At 67.4% G+C, this 20,516-nt stretch carries 17 protein-coding genes and 1 tRNA gene; 12 read left to right on the plus strand and 6 right to left on the minus strand.

Going from position 1 to position 20,516, the window contains the following annotated elements; genetic code table 11:
• Positions 1–367: 367 nt before the first annotated feature.
• Both AWC25_RS18195 and AWC25_RS18200 read left to right on the plus strand, forming a co-directional pair.
• A complete protein-coding gene (locus AWC25_RS18195) occupies positions 368–1,540 on the plus strand; it encodes a PPE family protein (RefSeq protein ID WP_085167224.1) in 1,173 nt (390 codons plus the stop codon).
• 574 nt (positions 1,541–2,114) lie between these two features.
• A complete protein-coding gene (locus AWC25_RS18200) occupies positions 2,115–2,441 on the plus strand; it encodes a hypothetical protein (RefSeq protein ID WP_372513388.1) in 327 nt (108 codons plus the stop codon).
• A gap of 90 nt (positions 2,442–2,531) precedes the next feature.
• Here the strand turns inward: AWC25_RS18200 and AWC25_RS18205 are convergent, their stop codons facing one another.
• The gene (locus AWC25_RS18205; RefSeq protein WP_085167225.1) at positions 2,532–4,505 is read right to left on the minus strand and encodes a TPM domain-containing protein; all 1,974 of its coding nucleotides are present in this window, start codon (positions 4,503–4,505) and stop codon (positions 2,532–2,534) included.
• 122 nt (positions 4,506–4,627) lie between these two features.
• Here AWC25_RS18205 and AWC25_RS18210 point away from each other — a divergent pair, with 122 nt between their 5' ends.
• From AWC25_RS18210 to dnaG, 3 genes are read left to right on the plus strand one after another with little or no spacing between them, the layout of a single operon-like run.
• Complete coding sequence (locus AWC25_RS18210; RefSeq protein ID WP_069402569.1) at positions 4,628–5,908, plus strand: deoxyguanosinetriphosphate triphosphohydrolase; 1,281 nt, start codon at positions 4,628–4,630, stop codon at positions 5,906–5,908.
• Positions 5,909–5,949: 41 nt separating this feature from the next.
• On the plus strand, positions 5,950–6,558 hold the full coding sequence (gene sodC, locus AWC25_RS18215; RefSeq protein ID WP_084229536.1) for a superoxide dismutase[Cu-Zn]: 609 nt from the start codon (positions 5,950–5,952) through the stop codon (positions 6,556–6,558).
• A gap of 55 nt (positions 6,559–6,613) precedes the next feature.
• Positions 6,614–8,551: a DNA primase gene (gene dnaG / locus AWC25_RS18220; protein WP_069402552.1), complete on the plus strand. Its 1,938-nt coding sequence runs from the start codon at positions 6,614–6,616 to the stop codon at positions 8,549–8,551.
• On the opposite strand, the gene AWC25_RS18225 is transcribed toward dnaG, so the two are convergent.
• Complete coding sequence (locus AWC25_RS18225) at positions 8,526–8,804, minus strand: hypothetical protein (RefSeq protein WP_069402571.1); 279 nt, start codon at positions 8,802–8,804, stop codon at positions 8,526–8,528. The two genes, dnaG and AWC25_RS18225, sit on opposite strands and share 26 nt — an antisense overlap.
• Before the next feature lie 159 nt (positions 8,805–8,963).
• Between AWC25_RS18225 and AWC25_RS18230 the strand changes: the two genes are divergently transcribed.
• Positions 8,964–9,036, plus strand: a tRNA-Asn gene (locus tag AWC25_RS18230).
• Between the two features lie 259 nt (positions 9,037–9,295).
• Here the strand turns inward: AWC25_RS18230 and arr are convergent.
• The 4 genes from arr to AWC25_RS18255 all read right to left on the minus strand — a co-directional run bounded on the left by arr (position 9,296) and on the right by AWC25_RS18255 (position 12,678).
• Positions 9,296–9,724, minus strand: a complete 429-nt coding sequence (arr, locus tag AWC25_RS18240; RefSeq protein WP_069402572.1) for an NAD(+)--rifampin ADP-ribosyltransferase — start codon at positions 9,722–9,724, stop codon at positions 9,296–9,298.
• 71 nt (positions 9,725–9,795) lie between these two features.
• Positions 9,796–10,476 carry a serine O-acetyltransferase gene (cysE, locus tag AWC25_RS18245; protein ID WP_069402553.1) on the minus strand — a complete coding sequence of 227 codons (681 nt, stop codon included), beginning with the start codon at positions 10,474–10,476 and terminating at the stop codon, positions 9,796–9,798.
• Positions 10,477–10,478: 2 nt separating this feature from the next.
• Positions 10,479–11,411, minus strand: a complete 933-nt coding sequence (gene cysK, locus AWC25_RS18250; protein WP_069402554.1) for a cysteine synthase A — start codon at positions 11,409–11,411, stop codon at positions 10,479–10,481.
• Positions 11,398–12,678 (minus strand): thioester domain-containing protein, encoded by a 1,281-nt coding sequence (locus tag AWC25_RS18255; protein ID WP_069402555.1) that lies wholly within the window; start codon positions 12,676–12,678, stop codon positions 11,398–11,400. Before AWC25_RS18255 ends, cysK begins: the two co-directional genes overlap by 14 nt.
• 366 nt (positions 12,679–13,044) lie before the next feature.
• Here AWC25_RS18255 and AWC25_RS18260 point away from each other — a divergent pair, with 366 nt between their 5' ends.
• The 6 genes from AWC25_RS18260 (at position 13,045) to AWC25_RS18285 (ending at position 20,513) form a co-directional block, all read left to right on the plus strand.
• Positions 13,045–13,980 carry a family 2A encapsulin nanocompartment shell protein gene (locus AWC25_RS18260; protein WP_069402556.1) on the plus strand — a complete coding sequence of 312 codons (936 nt, stop codon included), beginning with the start codon at positions 13,045–13,047 and terminating at the stop codon, positions 13,978–13,980.
• A complete protein-coding gene (locus tag AWC25_RS18265; protein ID WP_085167226.1) occupies positions 13,967–15,928 on the plus strand; it encodes a family 2A encapsulin nanocompartment cargo protein cysteine desulfurase in 1,962 nt (653 codons plus the stop codon). The genes AWC25_RS18260 and AWC25_RS18265 overlap by 14 nt, the downstream gene beginning before the upstream one ends.
• Positions 15,929–16,603: 675 nt before the next feature.
• Complete coding sequence (locus AWC25_RS18270) at positions 16,604–17,371, plus strand: MlaE family ABC transporter permease (RefSeq protein WP_069402558.1); 768 nt, start codon at positions 16,604–16,606, stop codon at positions 17,369–17,371.
• Positions 17,368–18,216, plus strand: coding sequence for an ABC transporter permease (locus tag AWC25_RS18275; RefSeq protein ID WP_069402559.1), 849 nt, complete (start codon positions 17,368–17,370; stop codon positions 18,214–18,216). Before AWC25_RS18270 ends, AWC25_RS18275 begins: the two co-directional genes overlap by 4 nt.
• Positions 18,217–18,219: 3 nt before the next feature.
• Positions 18,220–19,488, plus strand: a complete 1,269-nt coding sequence (locus AWC25_RS18280; RefSeq protein WP_069402560.1) for an MCE family protein — start codon at positions 18,220–18,222, stop codon at positions 19,486–19,488.
• On the plus strand, positions 19,485–20,513 hold the full coding sequence (locus AWC25_RS18285) for an MCE family protein (RefSeq protein ID WP_069402561.1): 1,029 nt from the start codon (positions 19,485–19,487) through the stop codon (positions 20,511–20,513). The genes AWC25_RS18280 and AWC25_RS18285 overlap by 4 nt, the downstream gene beginning before the upstream one ends.
• Positions 20,514–20,516: the final 3 nt, after the last annotated feature.

Below are 20,516 nucleotides of genomic sequence, written 5' to 3' on the forward strand. Positions count from 1 at the left end.
GCCACGTGAGCGATCGGACGATCAGCGCAACGGGCCATGAGTCGACGACGGCCTTCAACGGACAACGGGGCATTACCGTGGGTCACGGACGGGTTCCTTCGGTAGTCAGGACGAGGGGTTTGGCGATTTCTCATCCTGCCGCCGAAGAACCCGTCCCCCGAACACCTCAACCCGTGTCGGCGTCTACAACCTCATGACCCGCAACAGCTAGCCGACCCGGGGTTTGCCGCAACGGCAAAGCCGTCATTTTGGTGTAGTGCTGCCCTACTATTCGGCTTTAGTCTTATACACGGTGTCCGGTCGCTGGAGTGACTGTCGGGGTGCAGTGCTGAGGCCGTAGCAACGGCTGGGCGTGTCGAGGTAGCGGATGGTTCTGGATTTTGCGTTTTTCCCGCCGGAGATCAATTCGGCCCTGATGTACGGCGGCGCCGGCTCGGGGCCGCTGTTGGCTGCGGCCGCGGCGTGGGACGGCTTGGCTGCCGACATGTGGGCGTCGGCGTCCTCGTTCGACTCGGTGATCTCGGGTGTGACGAATGGGCAGTGGATGGGCCCGTCGTCGGAGTCGATGGCGCAGGCGGCCGAGCCGTATCTGCAGTGGCTGCACACGGCGGCCGCGCACGCCTCGATCTCGGCCGTGCAGGCGCGGGTGGCGGCGATGTCCTACGAGTCGGCGTTCGCGGCGACGGTCCCGCCCGCGGCGGTGGCTGCCAATCGCGTGCAGTTGATGACTTTGATCGCGACGAATTTCCTGGGCCAGAACACGGCGGCCATTGCCGCCACCGAGTTCGAATACATCGAAATGTGGCTGCAGGACGTGCTGGCGATGTTCGGCTACCACGCCGGGGCGCAATCGGTCGTGTCGGCGTTGCCGTCGATCAGCGCGGCGCCGTCGAGTCTGGCGGGCCTGCTGACGACGCCGCTGACTACGTTGGCGTCGCAATTCGCCGGGGCGGTGTCGTCGGTGGGCGGACAGATCTTCGGTCCCGGATTCTCGTCGGCGGTCGGCGCGATCCAGTCCGCGATAACGCAGGTGGGTTCGATCGTTTCGTCGGCGCCGGTGTCGTCGTTGATGTCGGTGGCGCAGATCGGGATGTACCCGGCGACCGCCCTGATGCCGGTGATGACGCTGGCGCAAGGCACGGGGCCCGTTGCGACGCTGGCCGGCGCGACCGACGCGGCCACCGTTGGTTCGGCGTCCCAATACGTCAGCCAGACGGCCCCGGCCATGCGGATGATGACCGGCGATGGGGGATTGAGTTCGTCGATCTCGGCGAGCCTGGGCCGGGCTCGGCTGGTCGGGGCGATATCGGTGCCGCCGATGTGGCAGGGATCGGCACCGGCGCCGATCATCGGTGCGACGCTGGCGGCACCGACGGCGCCGGGATCGGTGCCGACGACCTCGTCCAGCAGTGGGGTGCCGATGCCCGCGCGAACGGCCGCCGGGGACGACAAGCCGACCGGGATGGTGGGCCGCGCCGGGGCCAGTCCGCCCCATGTGGTGCAGTCCCGGCCCAAGGTGGTGCCGCGCAAGGGGGCGTGAACGCGTCGCGCAAATTGCGGGCGGCGACCGGAATGCACAAATGGGGGCCTCCGTTTTCTCGCCATGCTGTCGACGCATGGTTATCGGTTAAACGCTTAATCAAACTTTTTAGTACGGTTTTTCACAAAATTTATTACTCACAAACGCAATACCCGGGGCACACCTGCCGACCGCCGGGTGACCGGGTGACGAGTGCGGGTCGAGATATCGGGTGCAAGCGCGTCGCCCCGCGGTCGCGGGTGTGCGCGGCCCGCCGGGCCGCGTTAACCCACGTCCGCTCCGCCCTATGGCTAATGTTGTTGCCGGACAACGCCTTTCGCGTGCGCGCTGCGCCGCGCCGGTGGTCTCTTTCGACGGGCCGTGTCGCCGGGTGTCCGGGCGAACGGCGCGCGACGGACGGCGCTGCGATCAGAGCCGGGCGGCGCATCCCGGAATTTCCGGAGATTAACAGCGACGAAAACCGAAGATTTCCAACAATTTCCTTAGATTTGGCTTACTATGAAAAACACTCGGCGGCGATACGCGCGCCGTTGGGGTCTGTGTGAACAGAGTTTCGGGTGTGGAAGGGGGCATCATGCTTTTGCCTCTTGGTTCACCCCTGCCCGACGATTCGGTGTCGGCGGTTCGGGGTGAGTCAGGCATGCTCGGTCGCTTAACGGTCCCGCTCAGTTGGGGCGTGGCCGTTCCGCCGGATGACTACGACCATTGGGCGCCCGATCGCGATGAGCGTTCGGCCGCCGAGGGCACGGGGACCGACGGGCCGAATTCGGAGGCGGCGGCCGACGGCGTGAGCGAAAAGAAGGACTGGGGGCGCTGGGGGGAGTGGGCCGGCGAAGCCGAACCCCGCTTCGAAGTGGCGCGGCCCACCGGCGTGGTACCGCATTCTCCGGCGGCCGGTTAGCGCAAGGTAAGACAGCGCAGTTCGAGCGCAGGGGCGCACCGAAGCATCGGTGCGCCCCTCCTGCTGCCGTCTCTTGAACGCGTCCGTCCCTTAAAAGCGTCCGCCGCCGCCCATCAAGCCGCCGCCGGACGAGTTCGAGGAGCCGCCGAACGACGTCGGGCTCCAGCCGCCGAACCCGCCGCGCAGTCCGCCGCCGAGCAGGTCGCCGATGATAATCCCGCCGATCAGTGCGCTGGCGTCGCCGTTGCCGCGGCGGGTGTAGGCCTGTTCCGCCGCGACCACATCGGCGTTGGCCCGCGATTGCGCGTCGGCCGCCAGCGTGGACGCCGCGGTCGCGTGCGCGATCGCCTCGGCCGGGTCGGTCGATTGTGTGGCCCGCGCCGCCTCCAGGTGGCGCTGCGCCTCGGCGAGCCGCGTGCGGGCCTCGGGTCCGACGCTGCCGCGCCGGGTGTCGACGTAGTCCGAAACGCTGCGCACCCGCGACTCGGCGGTGAACAACGCCTGGTCCAGCGACCGTCGCAGCCGGTCGGCGTCGGCCCGCTCCTGGGCCAGGGTGGCCAGCAGCCGGTCGAGGTCGGCCGCGGCTTTGGCCAGCCGAGCGAAGGTGCCCAGCGGATCGCTGGAGCCCTCGGTGGCGGCGTCGGTGGCGGCGGTGCCGGCGGCGTCGCGGGCGGCGACGAGTTGGTCACGGTGGGCGGCGTGGGCGTCCAGTGTTTGCAACTGCTCGGCGGCGTGCGCAATGGCGGAGTTGACGTCGGCGATCAGCGACGGCAGCGCCGCGACGGCATGCCGGATGTCGTTGGCCGCGTTGTCCACCGAATCCAGCAGTGCGCGTGCCTGCCCGAGCGCCGACTCGGTGGCACGCACCACGTCCACCAAACCACCCTGCTGCCCGCTGACCGGGGTGCTTGCCAGGGTGCGCGCTGAGCCGATGGTGCGGTCGGCGAAGGCCAGCCGCTCCTTGGCGGTGTTGATGTTGTTCGACACCGAAGTCAGTGCAGCAGCACCGAATTCGGTGTTCAGCTGGGCGAGTCGCTGCGCGGCCGGCTCGATCCGGGCGGTGAGCTCGACGAGTTGCTGGGTCAGGGCGTCGACCCGGGTTTCGGCGTTGACCACCAGATCCCGCAGCCCTTCGAACGCCGCGGTCTGGGCATCCAATTCACGGTCGGCGCTGGCCGCCGACACGATCACCTGGGTCAGCAGCTGGCGGCGCTGCGCCGGCACCTCGGGAATGGCGTCATCGAGCTGTTGACGCACGGTAAATGCTTGGGACAGTGCGATTTTCGCGTTGTCGACGGCCCGGGTGAACGGCTGGGTCCGCTCTGCGCCGAACTCGTCGACCGCCAGCGCCAACTCGTTGGCGCTGGTGCGAACCGCGTTGTCGACGTCGACCACCATGGCGCGGGACAGCTCGTCTAGGATGTCCAGCGGCACCGCGGCCAGCGCGGTCGGGTCGGTGGGGTCCACGCGCCGCGCGGCCGCCAGTTGGGCGGCCCGGCGTCGCCGGCTGCGGTAGCGCATCACCAAGAGCAGCGCCACCAGGGCGACGACGATCACGGCGAGGGCGACCAGTAGCCACACTGGGCTCGACGACTTCGGTGTCGCGTTGAGCCCGTCCGCCGCGGCGACCGCGGCGCCGCTGAAGTTCCCGTCGCGCAGCGCGGGTTCGATCCGGTTCTGGCGCAGGTCGTCAACCTGGTTGCTGGTAACGCTTTTGACCCCGGAGGGCACCAGAAAGGCATACGCGCGCCCGGTGGTGGCGACCGCCAGCAGCGCGTCATAGGTGCCCAAATCGCTTTCGTGGATGGTGCGCTGCGCCCAGCTGACCGCGTTCTGGCCGGAGAAGTCCTCGACGTAGACCACCCACAGGCGGATGTGGCGGTCGTTGTAGAGCCGGTCGATCGCGGAGTTCACCGCGGCACGTCCGGAGACCGACAGCGCGCCGGCGTCGTCGGTGACATACCCGGGCAGCCGGAACGGCGGCTGCGCGCCGGCCGAGGGCGCCAGCAGCCCCCCGGTGAGGAGCACGGTCAGGGCCACGCCGAAAAGTCGGGCAGTACGCATAGGTCAATCTAGCTCCGCGGCAAAGCGGGGTGGCGGCGCGCGCGCCCCGGTGCGCCGGTCCCGCGGCAGCGACGGCCGGATCCGCACATTCCCTGGCAGACTGTGCTGCGGTGACGAACACGGTGAGCACGAACCCGCACGACCCATACGACGACTTCGACCGTCAGCGACGGGTAGCCGAAGCGCCGAAGACCGCGGGTCTACCGGGCACGGAAGGACAGCAGCACCGCACCGATTTCGCCCGCGATCGGGCCCGCGTCCTGCACAGCGCCGCGCTGCGCCGGTTGGCGGACAAGACCCAGGTCGTCGGGCCGCGCGAGGGCGACACGCCGCGCACCCGGCTCACCCACTCGCTGGAAGTCGCGCAAATCGGGCGCGGCATGGCGATCGGACTGGGCTGCGATCTCGATCTGGTCGAGCTGGCCGGGCTGGCCCATGACATCGGTCATCCGCCCTACGGCCACAACGGCGAGCGTGCACTCAACGAGGTCTCCGACCGCTACGGGGGCTTCGAGGGAAATGCCCAGAACTTCCGCATCCTCACCAGCCTGGAACCCAAAGTTCTTGACGAGCAAGGCAATAGCGCGGGCCTGAATTTGACCCGCGCCTCGCTGGACGCGGTCACCAAGTACCCGTGGACGCGCGGCGACGAGCGCGGCCAGAGACGACGAAAGTTCGGGTTCTACGCGGAGGACCGTGCGGCGGCCGACTGGATGCGCGCCGGGGCGCCCGGGCAACGAATGTGCTTGGAAGCGCAGGTGATGGACTGGGCGGACGACATCGCCTACTCGGTGCACGACGTCGAGGACGGCGTGGTGTCGGGCCGCATCGATCTGCGGGTGCTTGCCGACGACGACGAGGCGGCCGCGCTGGCCAAGCTGGGCGAAACCGAGTTCTCCCGGGTGAGTGCGGACGATTTCATGGCTGCCGCCCGGCGGCTGTCCGGGCTGCCGGTGGTCGCCGCCGTCGGGAAGTACGACGCCACGCTGGCCGCGGCGGTCGCGCTGAAACGATTGACCAGCGAGCTGGTGGGCAGGTTCGCCTCGGCGGCGATCGCGACCACGCGCGCGACGGCCGGCCCCGGGCCGCTGGTGCGTTTCCAGGCCGATCTGCAGGTGCCCGACCTGGTGCGCGCCGAGGTGGCGCTGCTGAAGATCCTGGCGCTGCAGTTCATCATGTCCGACCCGCGGCATCTGGAAACCCAGGCCCGGCAGCGCGACCGCATTCATCGGGTGGCGCGGTGGCTGTATGCCGGTGCGCCGGGAACGTTGGACCCCGTCTTCGCCGCGGCATTCACCGTTGCCGCCGACGACCGCGCGCGGCTGCGGGTCGTCGTCGACCAGATCGCTTCATTCACCGAAGGTCGGCTGGAGCGCATCGACGCCCAATCGGGTGGGCCGTGAGGCCGATTTCGGACCGGACGGCGCACGCTAGGCTGCGGGGCATGAGCAGAAACACCGCGGTTGCCGCCCTGTTCTTGTCGGTTCCGATCGTCGCCGTGAGCGCCTGCAGTTCACCGCAGCATGCCAGCACCCAGCCCGGCACCACCCCTGCCGTGGTGAGCGGCTCGCCGGCGTCGTCGCCGTCGGCCAGCCCGGCCCCCGGCGGTCAAGCCCTTTCCGCCGCGATCAAGGCACCCGACGGTCGGCAGGTGGCCACCGCCACTTTCGACTTCGCCAACGGTTACGCCACCGTCACGGTGAAGACGGACGCTCCCGGCATCCTGGCGCCCGGCATCCATGGCCTGCACGTGCACGGCATCGGCAAGTGCGAGCCGAATTCGGTTGCGCCCAGCGGCGGTCCGCCCGGGAACTTCCTCTCGGCCGGTGACCACTACCAGGCGCCCGGGCATACCGGAAAGCCCGAAAGCGGCGATCTTTCCACCCTGCAGGTGCGCCAGGACGGCTCGGCGTACCTGGTGACCACCACCGACGCGTTTACCAGGGACGACCTGCTGGGCGGCAGCAAGACGGCGATCATGATCCACGGCGCCGAGGACACCGACATGGCGATGGAGCGCGTCGCCTGCGGCGTGATCGGACCGGCCAGCTGAGCCGGCGATCACCGGTTTGGTGAAAGCGCACCCGCGGGCGTCCTAGACTGTGCCGATGGCTGGCCGGATCTCCGATCGCGACATCGCCGCCATCCGTGAACGCGCTCGCATCGAAGACGTGGTGGGCGATTACGTCCAGCTGCGCCGGGCGGGCGCGGACTCGCTGAAGGGCTTGTGCCCCTTCCACAACGAGAAGTCGCCGTCGTTTCACGTCCGCCCCAACCACGGGCACTTCCACTGCTTCGGCTGCGGTGAAGGCGGCGACGTGTACGCGTTCATCCAGAAGATCGAACACGTCAGCTTCGTGGAAGCGGTGGAACTGCTCGCCGACCGGATCGGGCACACGATCACCTACACCGGGGCCGCGGCCACCAACGTGCAGCGCGACCGTGGCAGCCGCAGCCGGCTGATCGCCGCCAACGCGGCCGCCGCGGAGTTCTACGCGGCGGCGCTGGAATCCGACGAGGCGGCACCGGCCCGACAGTATCTGGTGGAGCGAAACTTCGACGCGGACGCCGCACGCCAGTTCGGCTGCGGATTCGCACCGTCGGGCTGGGAGACGCTGACAAAACACCTGCTGCGCAAAGGCTTTGAGTTCAAAGAGCTGGAAGCCGCCGGCCTATCCCGGGAGGGGCGGCGCGGACCGATGGACCGCTTTCACCGCCGGCTGCTCTGGCCCATCCGTTCCTCGGCCGGCGAGGTGATCGGATTCGGGGCGCGTCGGCTGTTCGACGACGACCCGATGGAAGCCAAGTACGTCAACACACCGGAGACGCTGCTCTACAAGAAGTCGTCGGTGATGTTCGGCATCGACCTGGCCAAGCGCGACATTGCCCGGGGACACCAGGCGGTCGTGGTCGAGGGCTACACCGACGTGATGGCCATGCACCTGGCCGGGGTCACGACGGCGGTCGCGTCGTGCGGCACCGCGTTCGGCGACGAGCACCTGGCGATGCTGCGGCGGCTGATGATGGACGACAGCTTCTTCCGCGGTGAACTGATCTACGTTTTCGACGGCGACGCCGCGGGCCGCGCGGCCGCGCTGAAGGCCTTCGGCGGCGAGCAGAATCTGGCTGGGCAATCGTTCGTCGCGGTCGCCCCGGATGGGATGGATCCCTGCGAGCTGCGGCTGAAGGCCGGCGACGGCGCCCTGCGCGATCTGGTGGCGCGGCGAACCCCGTTGTTCGAGTTCGCCATTCGCACCGCACTTGCCGAGGTCGATCTGGACAGCGCCGAGGGCCGGGTGACCGCGCTGCGCCGCTGCGTGCCGATGGTCTCCCAGATCAAGGACCCCACCCTGCGCGACGAGTACGCGCGGCAGCTCGCCGGTTGGGTCGGCTGGGACGACGTCGCGCAGGTCATCGACCGGGTGCGGAGCGAGGCCCGGAAATCCAAGGAGCCGGCGGCAAGAGGCACTGCCGCGTCGGCCCAGCGGCGGCGCGGCGCCCCGGCGCCCGGTGACAGCGCGCAGGCGGAACGGGCCGGCCGTCCCGATCCGCGCGACCCGACGCTGTGGCCGCAGCGGGAGGCGCTCAAGTCGGCCCTGCAGTACCCGGCGTTGGCCGGCCCGGTCTTCGACACGCTGACCGTCGAAAGCTTCACCCACCCGGGGTACGCGGCGGTGCGCGCCGCCATCGAGGCGGCCGGCGGCACCGGGACCGGTGCCAAGACCGGCAGCACCGGCGCGCAGTGGATCGACGCGGTGCGGCGGCACACCGCCTCGGAGCTGACCGCCGGGCTGATCAACGAGCTCGGGGTGGAGGCCGTGGCCGTCGAGGACGACAAACTGCCCCGCTACATCGGCGGGGTGCTGGCCCGGCTGCAAGAGGTCTGGATGGGTCGACAGATCGCGGAGGTCAAGTCCAAGCTGCAGCGCATGTCACCCATCGAGCAGGGCGACGAATATCACGCGCTGTTCGGCGACCTGGTCGCCATGGAGGCCTACCGGCGCAGCCTGCTCGAGCAGGCTAGCGGCGACGATCTGACGGCGTAAGCGCTTCGTCGGGCGCCCGCTCGACCTCGCGACGCATCACCGCGGTCTCGTCGTCGATCTCGGTCAGCGTGACGAACCCGGCGTCCGGGGAGATCCTATTCGCGATCTTGCGCCGCCCACCTTCGATCAACGCCTGGGCCACGGGGCTGCTGGTCAGCGCCCGATACGCGGCAGCGAGCTGCTCGTAGCGGCGGCGTCCAGCTTTCGAGCCCAGTACGTATCCCAGCCCGAGCACGACGACATATCGGATCAAAGTGTCCCTCCCCACGACGGCGCGGATGGGTCCATCCTGCCTCACGCGGTCGGTTGTGCGCCCCCGACGGGTCCGGCCCGGCCCTGAAGTTGGGTGCGGGTATGCCAGTACGCTAGAGTCGTCCAGCGATCCACGCCAGAGTTCGCGTGGACGGGTTGGTCCCCTGTAGCTCAATTGGCAGAGCATTCGGCTGTTAACCGAAGGGTTGGTGGTTCGAGTCCACCCGGGGGAGCAGGCATCGGCGCAGCACGGTCGCCAGTGACGGCAACGGACGTGCTCGCCGATCACGGCGGCTTGGTGAACACCTTCGACGCCGCCATCCGCGCCGGATACCCGCGGGAAGTGCCCCGCGCCGACTACCTGCCGCTGCCGGCGCTCTTGCGACGCCGCTTGACCCACCACTTTCGGCCTCGGTCGAGCTGGAGCGCGTGCCGCACCGGCTCGCCGCGATCAGCGAATTCGGCCGCCAGCCCGAGTGATTGGCGTGTCCGTCAGTCGTCGATGACGGCGAGTCCCCGCCGTTGCAGGTCGGCCAGGCGCGCGCGCATGGCGTCGACCTGTTCGACCGGATGCCCGACCCAGTCGGTGATTTCGCCGACGACGCGCACCGGCTCCCGGGTGCGGTAGGACCGCGTGGGATTGCCGGGGAATTTCTTGTCGGTGACGTTCGGGTCGTCCTCCAGCGCGCCCTCGGGTACCACGATGTAGATGCGGCCCCGGCCCGATCCGCTGGCCAGCTCGGCGCCCCACACCGCCGCGTCCAACGTCCGCGTCACGTACACGTGGTTCGCGATCCGGCCCGCGGCGTAATTGGATCGGCGCCCGGGCACCAGCAGAGCACCGATCGCCAAATCGGCTTTGGTGCCGTGCAACAGCGCACCCGACTCATGGATTTCGAAGGGTTTCGGCGCGCCGGTCACGACCACTCGCCCAAGACGTCAAACACCTTGATTGCCAAAGCTTTTCCCTAGGCGCAGCGACGTAGCCAACGTCAGATGGAGAAGTCCTCGCCGTGCCACACTCCGGCCTTGGGCAGTCGGATCACCCTACCGTTTTGCGGGCTGTCGCTTTGTGCCTCCAGTCGCGCCACCCGGGTGAGTAGGGACTGCAGGCTGACGCCCACCAAGTCGGGCAGTGAATCGTCCTCGCCGGCCGGTCCGGTGCGGCTGACGATCTGACCGGGCACCCCCACAACCACGCTGCTCGACGGAACTTCTTTGACCACAACGGCATTGGCGCCGACACGGCTGTCGTCACCGATCTTGATCGGCCCGAGCACCTTGGCCCCGGCCCCGATGATGACGCGATCGCCGATGGTGGGATGCCGTTTGCCCGGATCCGTGCTGATGCCACCGAGCGTCACACCGTGGTAAATCGTGACGTCGTCCCCGATTTCGGCGGTCTCGCCGATCACCACGCCGGTGGCGTGATCGATGAACAGGCCGTTGCCCAGCACCGCACCGGGGTGTATCTCCACCCCGGTGCTGATGCGGTTGAATTCGGCGACCACCCGGGCCAGGACGCGAAAGCCGCGGTGCCACAGCCAACGACTGATTCGGTGGCCCCAGATGGCATGCACACCCGGGTAGGCGAAGATGACCTGCAGCGCCGATGGCCGGGCCGGATCGCGATCCATTGCCGCCCGAATGTCCCGCCGGATCGCTGCCAGCATCGTTACTCCGTCACGTTGCCGAAAAGTGGTGTGCTCAAATACCGTTCGCCGAAGTCGGGCAGCACCACCACGATGAGCTTGCCGGCGTTCTCCGGTCGGCGTGCCACCTGCAGGGCGGCCACCACGGCCGCCCCCGAGGAGATGCCGACCAGCAGGCCTTCTTCGCGGGCCAACCGGCGCGCCAAGGTGATCGAGTCCTCGTTGCCGACGGCGATGACCTCGTCGACCAGATCCAGATCGAGCACCGGCGGAATGAAACCGGCCCCGAGTCCCTGAATCGGGTGCGGACCCTTCTGACCGCCCGACAACACCGGCGACGCGGCCGGCTCGACTGCCACGAATTGGACCGAGGGCTTGCGTTCCTTGATGACCTGGGCGACGCCGGTGATGGTTCCGCCGGTGCCGACGCCCGAAACGAAGATGTCGATCTTCCCGTCGGTGTCGCGCCACACCTCTTCGGCCGTGGTCTTACGGTGGATCGCCGGGTTGGCCGGGTTTTCGAATTGCTGAGGAATGAAATAGCGCTGATCCGACTTGGCCAGTTCCTCGGCCTTGGCGATGGCGCCGGGCATGCCCTCGGGTCCGGGGGTCAGCACCAGCTCGGCGCCCAGCGCCCGCAGCAGCTTGCGCCGCTCGATGCTCATCGTCTCCGGCATGGTCAGCACGATCCGATAACCCCGGGCGGCCGCGACCATCGCCAGCGCGATCCCGGTGTTACCGCTGGTCGGCTCGAGGATTACGGTGTCCGGCCTGATCAGGCCCGCCTCCTCTGCCGCGTCGATCAACGCCACGCCGAGCCGGTCTTTCACGCTCGCGGCGGGGTTGAAGGACTCCAGCTTGGCGACGACGTCGGCTCCGGCTCCGTCGGTGACCCGGTTCAACCGGACCAGCGGGGTGTTTCCGATCAGTTGCGTGATGTTCTCAGCGATGGTCACAGTCGCCATTCCAGCGAATGTCGAACTGGATTGCAACGTCAGCGGGCACCGCTAGCGCGACCGGAGTGAACTGTTCCGGCGCGTCGGGCGCCACGCCGGCCAGCACCCGACCGGCCAGGCGGCGCGACGTCGTCGCGGTCACCGTCGCTGCCGCGGAGCCCGGCGCCGGGCGGAGGTAGAAGTCGGTGCCTGGGCCGATGGTCCCGTCGAGGTGGAAACCGTCGGCGTCGACCAGGGCATGACCGTCGGCTACGTTGAGCGACAACGGGGTTCGCACCTGAAACGGACCGATCAGCTCGGGGGTGACGACGGCCTGGGTGTCGACGAGCGTGACATCGTCGGTTTTCGGATCGGTGTCCGGGCCGCACCGCAGTGCCCCGGAGAGCAAGTAGTTGTACAGGTGCACGATGCGGTCGGCGTTGCGGTAGTGGCGCGTACCGGTCAGCCAGAAGTCCACATGGCCGATCTGTGGCGTCACGCCGGCTTCCGTTTCGGCGACGAGGCGGTAATACCGGTAGCCGCGGCCGCGGTGGCCGTGGCTGCTGCTCGACAACGTACTGCCGATTCCCAGCGCGCGTTGGTAGCGTCCCATGGTCGGGCCGGTCGTCAGTCGCGATCCGGAAACATCTTGCCAGTCAACACCATTCGCGGATTTTTGTAGCCACATGGTGACGGCGCTGTCGGCCTCGGTCCATACCGAGTAGCCGCCCAGCTGTGGCCGGCCGTCGAATTCGAAGGTGATAACCGGACCTCGTGCCCGCTGCACGGCGACCGGCACGTGCAACGGCTGGGTATCCAGGGCCAGGCCGTTGGTCAAATACCAAATCGCCGCCTGGGTGGCCGCAATGGCTTCGTGTTCCTCGATATTGCCGGTTCCTAACGGGTAGCCGGCCCGACGCAGTCGCCGACTCAATTCGGCGGTGCTGTTCAGCGGATACGAATGGCGCAGAATCCAATCCACTTCGGCTTCATAGTCGCGATTGCGCAGATGCTCGAGCGCGGACCAGCTGCCCAGCCGATACCGCGACGGCAAATGCGGTGCGATGCCGCTGAAATTCAGCGAGTAGGCGCACAGCGTGGGATGCAGCCGAATCAGGTCGGTGCGCGCGGTGCTGCCGTCGGTGAACGCGATCTCCTCGACGGTGTGCGAGTAGGTGCCGCCGCGGTAGCGCGTCATTTGAGGCAGCTCGTTGGTGGGCAGCGCGACGAGACGCGGGCGGGTGGTCACCGGTGCGAGGGCACTCGGCGATAGCGACACAACAGTCATGAAAGGGTTGTTCTTCCTGCGAGATTTCGGCTGGGCGCGCCTCGACACGCGCGGGCGTGGCCCGCTGGCGAGAAAAAAGCGCGACGATTAGAACGTCAGAATTTGGCCGTCAGGAATCAACAACAGCGACAACAGTCCACGGCAAGGCAGCGCGAAGGGATCAGGCGCAGCTGTGCGGCGTGGTGCATGCGACCACTATAGGGCAAGATTCTCGGTGGACTTCTTCGACTGACAACGTTAGCCACCAACAGATAAAATCTCGCTGAGTTTTACGCTTGCTACTGAGGCGGCGCAGCCCTCCAGGAGCAAGCTCTTACTATTTCGGCTCTCCATCCAGCCCAGCTATTCGACGACGGAAGGATCACGATGACGGCAGCCAGCTCGGGGGCTCAAAACGAGTCTCAGGCACTCGGGGATCTCGGTGCCCGCCAGCTTGCGAACGCCACCAAGACGGTTCCGCAGCTCTCGACGATCACCCCCCGATGGTTGCTGCATCTGCTGAGCTGGGTGCCGGTCGAGGCCGGTATCTACCGGGTAAACCGCGTCGTCAACCCCGAACAGGTCGCCGTGACGGCCCAGGAGGGCGCCGCCCTGGACGCTCCGCTAGCGGAGACCTTCGTCGACTACGAGACCAGCCCGCGCGAGTACACGCTGCGCACCATCTCGACGCTGCTCGACGTCAGTACCCGCGTCTCCGACCTGTACTCCAGCCCGCACGACCAGATCGCCCAGCAGCTGCGGCTGACCATCGAGACCATCAAGGAACGCCAGGAGTTCGAGCTGATCAACAGCCCCGAGTACGGGTTGCTGGCGCAGGCCCTTCCCGAGCAGACGATCCAGACGCTCGGTGGTGCACCCACCCCGGACGACCTGGACGCCTTGATCACCCGGGTGTGGAAGACGCCGAGCTTCTTTTTGACCCACCCACAGGGCGTCGCCGCCTTCGGCCGCGAGTGCACCTACCGTGGGGTGCCGCCGGTCGTGGTCAGCCTGTTCGGCGCGCAATTCATCACCTGGCGCGGCATTCCGATCATTCCGTCGGACAAGGTGCCCGTCGAGGACGGCAAGACCAAGTTCATCCTGGTGCGCACCGGCGAGGAGCGCCAGGGCGTCGTCGGCCTGTTCCAGCCGGGGCTGGTCGGCGAGCAGGCGCCGGGCCTGTCGGTGCGATTCACCGGCATCAACCAGTCGGCGGTCGCCCGCTATTTGGTCACCTTGTACACGTCCCTGGCTGTCCTCACGGACGATGCGCTCGCGGTCCTCGACGACGTGGCTGTGGACCAGTTCCATGAGTACAAGTGAGTACCGGTCGGTAGACGCCGAAAGCGACCTGCCCGTCAGCGCCGCCGAACTCGCTGCGTTGGCAACCCAGCTGTACGCGGCGAGCATCCGGCCCGGTCCGGACAGCCCGCCGCAGACCGCGCCGGTTGCCCCGCGCGGCAGCGTGCCGGACACCACGGCGGCGGCCTCGGCGGGACGGACGGCGGCCGGGGCGGCCGACCCCTTCCCGGCGACGGTGCCGCCCCTCGGCTTCGCCGACATCTACGTCCCGGCACCGGCATCCCCCGCGCCCGATGTGCCGCCGCAGACGGTGCCGGTCGCCCCGCGCGGCAGCGTGCCGGACACGACGCCCGCGCCCTCGGCCGCCTGGACTACCGCCGGCGCGGCGGATCCCTACCTGCCGCCGGGTGTTGCCGACCTCAGCACGTTCGCGGTGCCGAGCGAAGGCATCGTCTCCACGCAGCCGGGCGTGCTGGCCGGGCCGACGACCCTGGCCGCGCCTGGCGGTTCGGGCGCGCCGCGCGGGTCGTCGCCCTACTCCGGGACCGACTGGCCGGCCGACGCCCCGCCGGTCGGTGATTTGGGTTGGTCGGACGCGGTGCCCGCCGCACCGGCCGCACTGGCCGCGCCCGCTGCCTTGGACGAATACGACTACCACTTCCTGCCGCCGGCTTCGACGGCGGCCTCGGCAAGCGAGTGGCCGAATGCGGGCCCGGTGCCGCGGTCGGGCGGCGAGCACGAGGTCTTCGACGTCAACGCGGTGCGGGCGGACTTTCCGATCCTGACGGAGACCATCAACGGCAAGCCGCTGATTTGGTTCGACAACGCCGCGACCACGCAGAAGCCGCAGGTGGTCATCGACCGGTTGTCCTACTTTTACGCCCACGAGAACTCCAACATCCACCGGGCGGCACACGAATTGGCGGCGCGGTCGACCGATGCCTACGAAGAGGCGCGCGAGACCGTGCGGCGGTTCATTGGTGCACCGAAGGCCGAGCAGAACATTTTCGTGCGCGGAACCACCGAAGCGATCAATCTGGTGGCCTATGCGTGGGGCGGTAAGCATCTGGGGCCGGGTGACGAGATCGTCATCACCCATCTCGAACACCACGCCAATATCGTTCCGTGGCAACTTCTTTCGCAAAAGACAGGGGCAATCCTGAAGGTCGCGCCGGTCGACGAGGCCGGGAACCTGCTGCTCTCGGAGTTCGAGGATCTGTTGGGTCCGAAGACGAAGCTGGTGGCAGCGACTCAGGTGTCGAATGCGCTGGGCACCGTGACGCCGGTGGACAAGATCGTCGAACTCGGCCACCGCTACGGTGCCCGGGTGTTGATCGACGGCGCGCAATCGATTCCGCATCTGCCCATCGACGTGGGCGAACTTGGTGTCGACTTCTTCGTGTTCTCCGGACACAAGATCTACGGCCCCACCGGGATTGGCGTGCTGTACGGGCGGGAGGACGCGCTCGCCGAGACACCGCCGTGGCAGGGCGGTGGCAACATGATCGCCGACGTCACCCTGGAACGCTCGCTGTATCAGGGGCTGCCCAACAAGTTCGAGGCCGGCACCGGCAACATCGCCGACGCCGTCGGGCTGGGCGAGGCGCTGCGCTACGTCGAGCGGGTGGGTATCGAGCGCATCGCGGCCTACGAGCACGCGCTGCTGGAGTACGCGACGCCGCGGCTGGCCGACATCCCCGGCGTCCGCCTGGTCGGCACCGCGGCGCAGAAGGCCAGCGTGCTGTCGTTCGTGCTGGCCGGCCACGAGCCGCTCGAGGTGGGCAAGGCGCTCAACTCCGAAGGCATCGCGGTTCGGGCCGGACATCATTGCGCCCAACCGATTTTGCGCCGCTACGGCCTGGAGGCCACCGTCCGTCCGTCGTTCGCCTTCTACAACACGTTCGAGGAGATCGACGTGTTCCTTCGGGCGGTGCGCCGGATCGCCGAGGGCGGGACCAACGTCGGCTGACGTTCGAAACAGGCACGGGCCGAACGGCTTCGGGTCACCTTGAGCGCAACGCTTGTTCCGGCCCCGTCTGCTGCGAACTGTGAGGTTCGACGGCAATCGTCGCCGAATGGCCGGACGGGACGGTGACGTGGGCGCTGGGGTCACGGGACAGAGAAATTCGCCGCCAGGCGGATTTCGTAGTCGCGGCGCACTTGGCGGACGCCGGATGCGCTTTATCGAATTGCGGAATCGCCGTCGAAACGACGACCTTTGGGCTGCGACGATTGTGCCCAATGCGACGCCCGGGACGTTAGCTCGCAGCCGGCTCAGGCGGCTGCGTGCGCCACCTTCGAAAACCGTAAAGAGCCCCGCCGTGGTGTCCCCATAACGCACCGCGCCGCGGCCGACGTTCACTCCCTCGCAGGTCGAAGACGTTCGGGAAGCCATGGTCGGCGCTGACGTCGACCGTGTCCGCGACCACCCCCCGGCGCGTTTCCATCTGATTGATTGCAACCCTGACGCCGGGCATCGGTTTGCCCGTAAATTGCGGCGATGTTCTATGCAGATCACCAGACGGTGCGGTCCACCTGTAAACAACGCTGACCTTGTCAGGCCGGTTGAGTTAGCTACGCGTTAAAGATCCAAATTGGGGGACCGCATGCGCCTTATGGGCTGCCGCTTGTCCGGGCAGGTCCTATGAACGGGTCCGCTGTCGCCCGGCCGATGAATGTGCTGGGGGAATTCTTCATGCTCAGCGCCGACGCATTGGTGACCACCCTGCGCCGGCCGTGGGCGTGGCGCGAAATCCTCGAGCAGATCTGGTTTGTCGCGCGGGTGTCGATCTTCCCGACGATCATGCTGTCGATCCCGTACACGGTGCTGATCGTCTTCGTGCTCAACATCTTGCTGGTCGAGATCGGCGCCGGGGACCTGTCCGGTGCCGGCGCCGGGCTGGCATCGGTGACCCAGGTCGGGCCGGTAGTCACCGCGATGGTCGTCTCGGGTGCCGGGTCGACCGCGATGTGCGCCGATCTGGGCGCGCGGACCATCCGCGAGGAAATCGACGCGATGAAGGTGATCGGCGTCAACCCCGTTCAGGCACTGGTGGTTCCACGCATCATTGCCGCCACCTTCGTCGCGGTGCTGTTGTACTCGGTGGTTGCGGTCACGGGGCTGACCGGAAGCTACGTCTTCGTGGTCTTCGTGCAGCACGTCACGCCCGGTGCCTTCATTGCCGGCATGACCCTGGTCACCGGCCTCCCGCAGGTTGTGATCTCGCTGATTAAGGCGACACTGTTCGGCCTCTCCGCCGGCTTAATCGCTTGTTACAAGGGTTTGTCGGTGGGCGGCGGCCCCACCGGCGTCGGCAACGCGGTGAACGAGACCGTCGTGTTCTCATTCATGGCTCTATTCTTCATCAACATCGTGACCACCGCGCTCGGAGTGAAAGTGACTGCCAAATGACCGATCTCGCACGCGGTCCATCATGGTTGGACACGGTGGGCCCGAGGCTGGTGGCGGCCACCCGCAAATTGGGTGAGCAGACCGAGTTCTACGGAAAGTCGTTGGCCGCCACCGTGGATGCGGTCCGGCGTTACCCGAACGAATTGTTGCGGTTGATCGCCGAAATGGGCATGGGCACCGGCGCGCTCGCGGTGATCGGCGGCACCGTCGGCATCATCGGATTTCTGACGTTGACCACCGGGGCGCTCGTCGCGGTGCAGGGGTACGACACGCTGTCCAACATCGGGGTGGAGGCCCTGACCGGCTTCCTGTCGGCCTTTTTGAACGTCCGGATGATCGCTCCCTGCACCGCGGGGTTGGCGCTGGCGGCAACGATCGGTGCCGGGGCGACGGCGCAGCTGGGCGCGATGCGGATCAACGAGGAGATCGACGCGCTGGAAGTGATGGGCATCCGGTCGATCACCTATCTGGCGTCCACCCGAATCATCGCCGGCATCCTGGTCGTCATCCCGCTCTACGCCGTCGCGGTTCTGATGTCGTTCATCGCGGCCAAGTTCCTCACCATTTACGCCTACGGGCAGTCCCGCGGCGTGTACGAGCACTACTTCTCAACGTTCCTGCGTCCCAACGACTTACTGTGGTCGTTCTTGTCCGCACTGACGATGGCGACCGGGGTGATGGTGGTGCACACCTATTACGGTTTCACCGCGACGGGTGGGCCGGCCGGTGTGGGCGAGGCCGTCGGCCGTTCCGTCCGGTCGTCGATGATCGTCACCGCGTTTGTGTGCTTGATGATTTCGCTGTCCGTCTACGGCCAGTCCGGCAACTTCAACCTGTCCGGGTAACCCATGAGCACTCACCGGCAAGGCGGACCCGCACGGCCAAACAGAGTCCGCAGCAGCAAGATTGACCCCATTTGGTGGGCGCCGACGCTGTTCATTCTGGTCGGGGCGTTGATCGTGCTGACCGCGGCGTCGTTCTCCGGCAAGTTCCGGGACTTCGTTCCGCTGACGTTGGTGTCGGACCGGGCCGGCTTGGTCATGGAACCCGGTGCCAAGGTGAAGTTGCGGGGGGTGCCGGTGGGCACCGTCGGCGCCATCGGTACCGACGTGAACGCCGCCAAGCTGCAACTGAAAATGGACCCGGGCCCGTTCAAGTACCTGCCCAGCAACCTCGAAGCCGAGATCAAGTCGACCACCGCCTTCGGTTCCAAATACGTCGATCTGATCGTGCCCGACAAGGCCAGCCGCACACCCTTGCAGCCCGGCGCGGTGCTGCACTCGCGCAACGTCACCGTCGAGGTCAACACGGTGTTCGAGAACCTGCAATCGGTGGTGCAGGCCCTGGACCCGGCCAAACTGAATTCCATCCTGTCGGCCTTCGCGCAGTCGGTGCGCGGCAAGGGCGATCGGCTCGGGCAGGCGATCACCGACGCCAACAATCTGTTGCTCACCGTCAACCCGCGCATGGACACCATCCACCGGGACTGGCGGCTGTTCGGCAAGACCACACGGATCTATTCCGATGCCGCACAAGACATTCTGTCAGCTCTCGAATCGGCGACGACGACCAGCGCCACCCTCACCGAAAACCAGCGATCGCTGGACGCGCTGCTGCTGTCCGCGACCGGCTTCAGCCAGACCGGCATCAACGTCGTCGGCAGAAACGAACCCAACATCGTGCGCGCGATGAGCCTGCTAGATCCGACCATGACGTTGCTCAATACGTATTCGCCGACCTACACGTGCCTGTTCCAGGGTGCGCAATGGTACGTCGACCATGGGGGGCGAGACGCCTTGGGCGGCAACGGGTATTCGGTGATCCTGGACGCGGCCCTGTTGTTCGGCGACGACCCGTACCGATACCCGCGGCACCTGCCCAAGACCAATGCCACCGGCGGCCCCGGCGGCAAGCCGAGCTGCGGCTCACTGCCCGACCCCAGCGCGAATTTCCCGGTGCGGGCGCTGGTCACCGACACCGGTTGGGGCGCGGCCCCGGATGAGATCCGGACCAGCCCGTGGGTCGGTAATCCCTGGTGGGCCAACTGGTTCCCGACGACCAAGAACCCTCCCGAGCCGCCACGGTACTTCTGGCGCGGGGGGCAGCCGCCGCCATGAGAAGGAAACTGTCCAGCATCATCGCGCGCGTGGCGCTGTTCACGGTGGTATGCCTCGTCTTCACCTTCACCTTGGTCGCCGTGTTCGGTCAGCTGCGCTTCGAGGACCGCACCGGCTATCAAGCGGTCTTCACCAACATCTCGGGCCTGAAATCGGGCAACTTCGTGCGCATCGCCGGGGTGGAGGTCGGGAAGGTCGGTGACCTCACCCTGCATCACGACGGCACGGTCACCGTCGGCTTCGCCATCGACAAGGCCATCCGGCTCACCGAGGGCACCAAGGCCGTCGTCCGCTACGAAAACCTGATCGGCGACCGCTATCTCGCCCTCGAAGAGGCTCCGGGTCCGCCGCGGCGGATGCCGCCCGGGGCGACGATCCCGCTGGCCCGCACGTCGCCCGCCCTCGACATCGACGCGCTCATCGGGGGATTCCGGCCGCTGTTCCGGGCGCTGGATCCCGATCAGGTCAACGCCCTGTCGGGTCAGCTGCTGCGCATCTTCCAGGGCCAGGGCGGCACGCTGGCCTCCGTGCTGTCCCAGACGTCGCTGCTGACCTCGACGCTGGCCGGGCGCAGCGAATTGATCGGCGAGCTGATCACCAATCTGAACACCGTGCTGCACACCTTCGCCACGCGCGACCACGAATTCTCCGACGGCGTGGACAAACTCGCCCAACTGGTGGACGGCCTGGCGCAGCGCAAGGACGACATCTCCACCGGGCTCGCCTATATCAACGCGGCGGCAGGTTCGATCACCGATCTGCTGGTGCAGGCCCGACAACCGATCCAGGACGTGGTGCACGAGACCGACCGGATGGCCGGGCAGGTGCTCGCCGACCGCGACTACGTGGACAAACTACTCAAGGACCTGCCCGACACCTACCAGGTGCTGGCCCGCCAGGGCCTCAACGGCGACTACTTCGGCTTTTACTTCTGCGAAGTATTGCTCAAGCTCAACGGAAGAGGGGGCAACCCGATCTTCGTCAAACTCTTGGGCCAGTCCAGCGGACGGTGCGCACCCCGATGACCC

This window comes from Mycobacterium sherrisii (genome assembly GCF_002102355.1).
Classification (GTDB): Bacteria; Actinomycetota; Actinomycetes; order Mycobacteriales; family Mycobacteriaceae; genus Mycobacterium; species Mycobacterium sherrisii.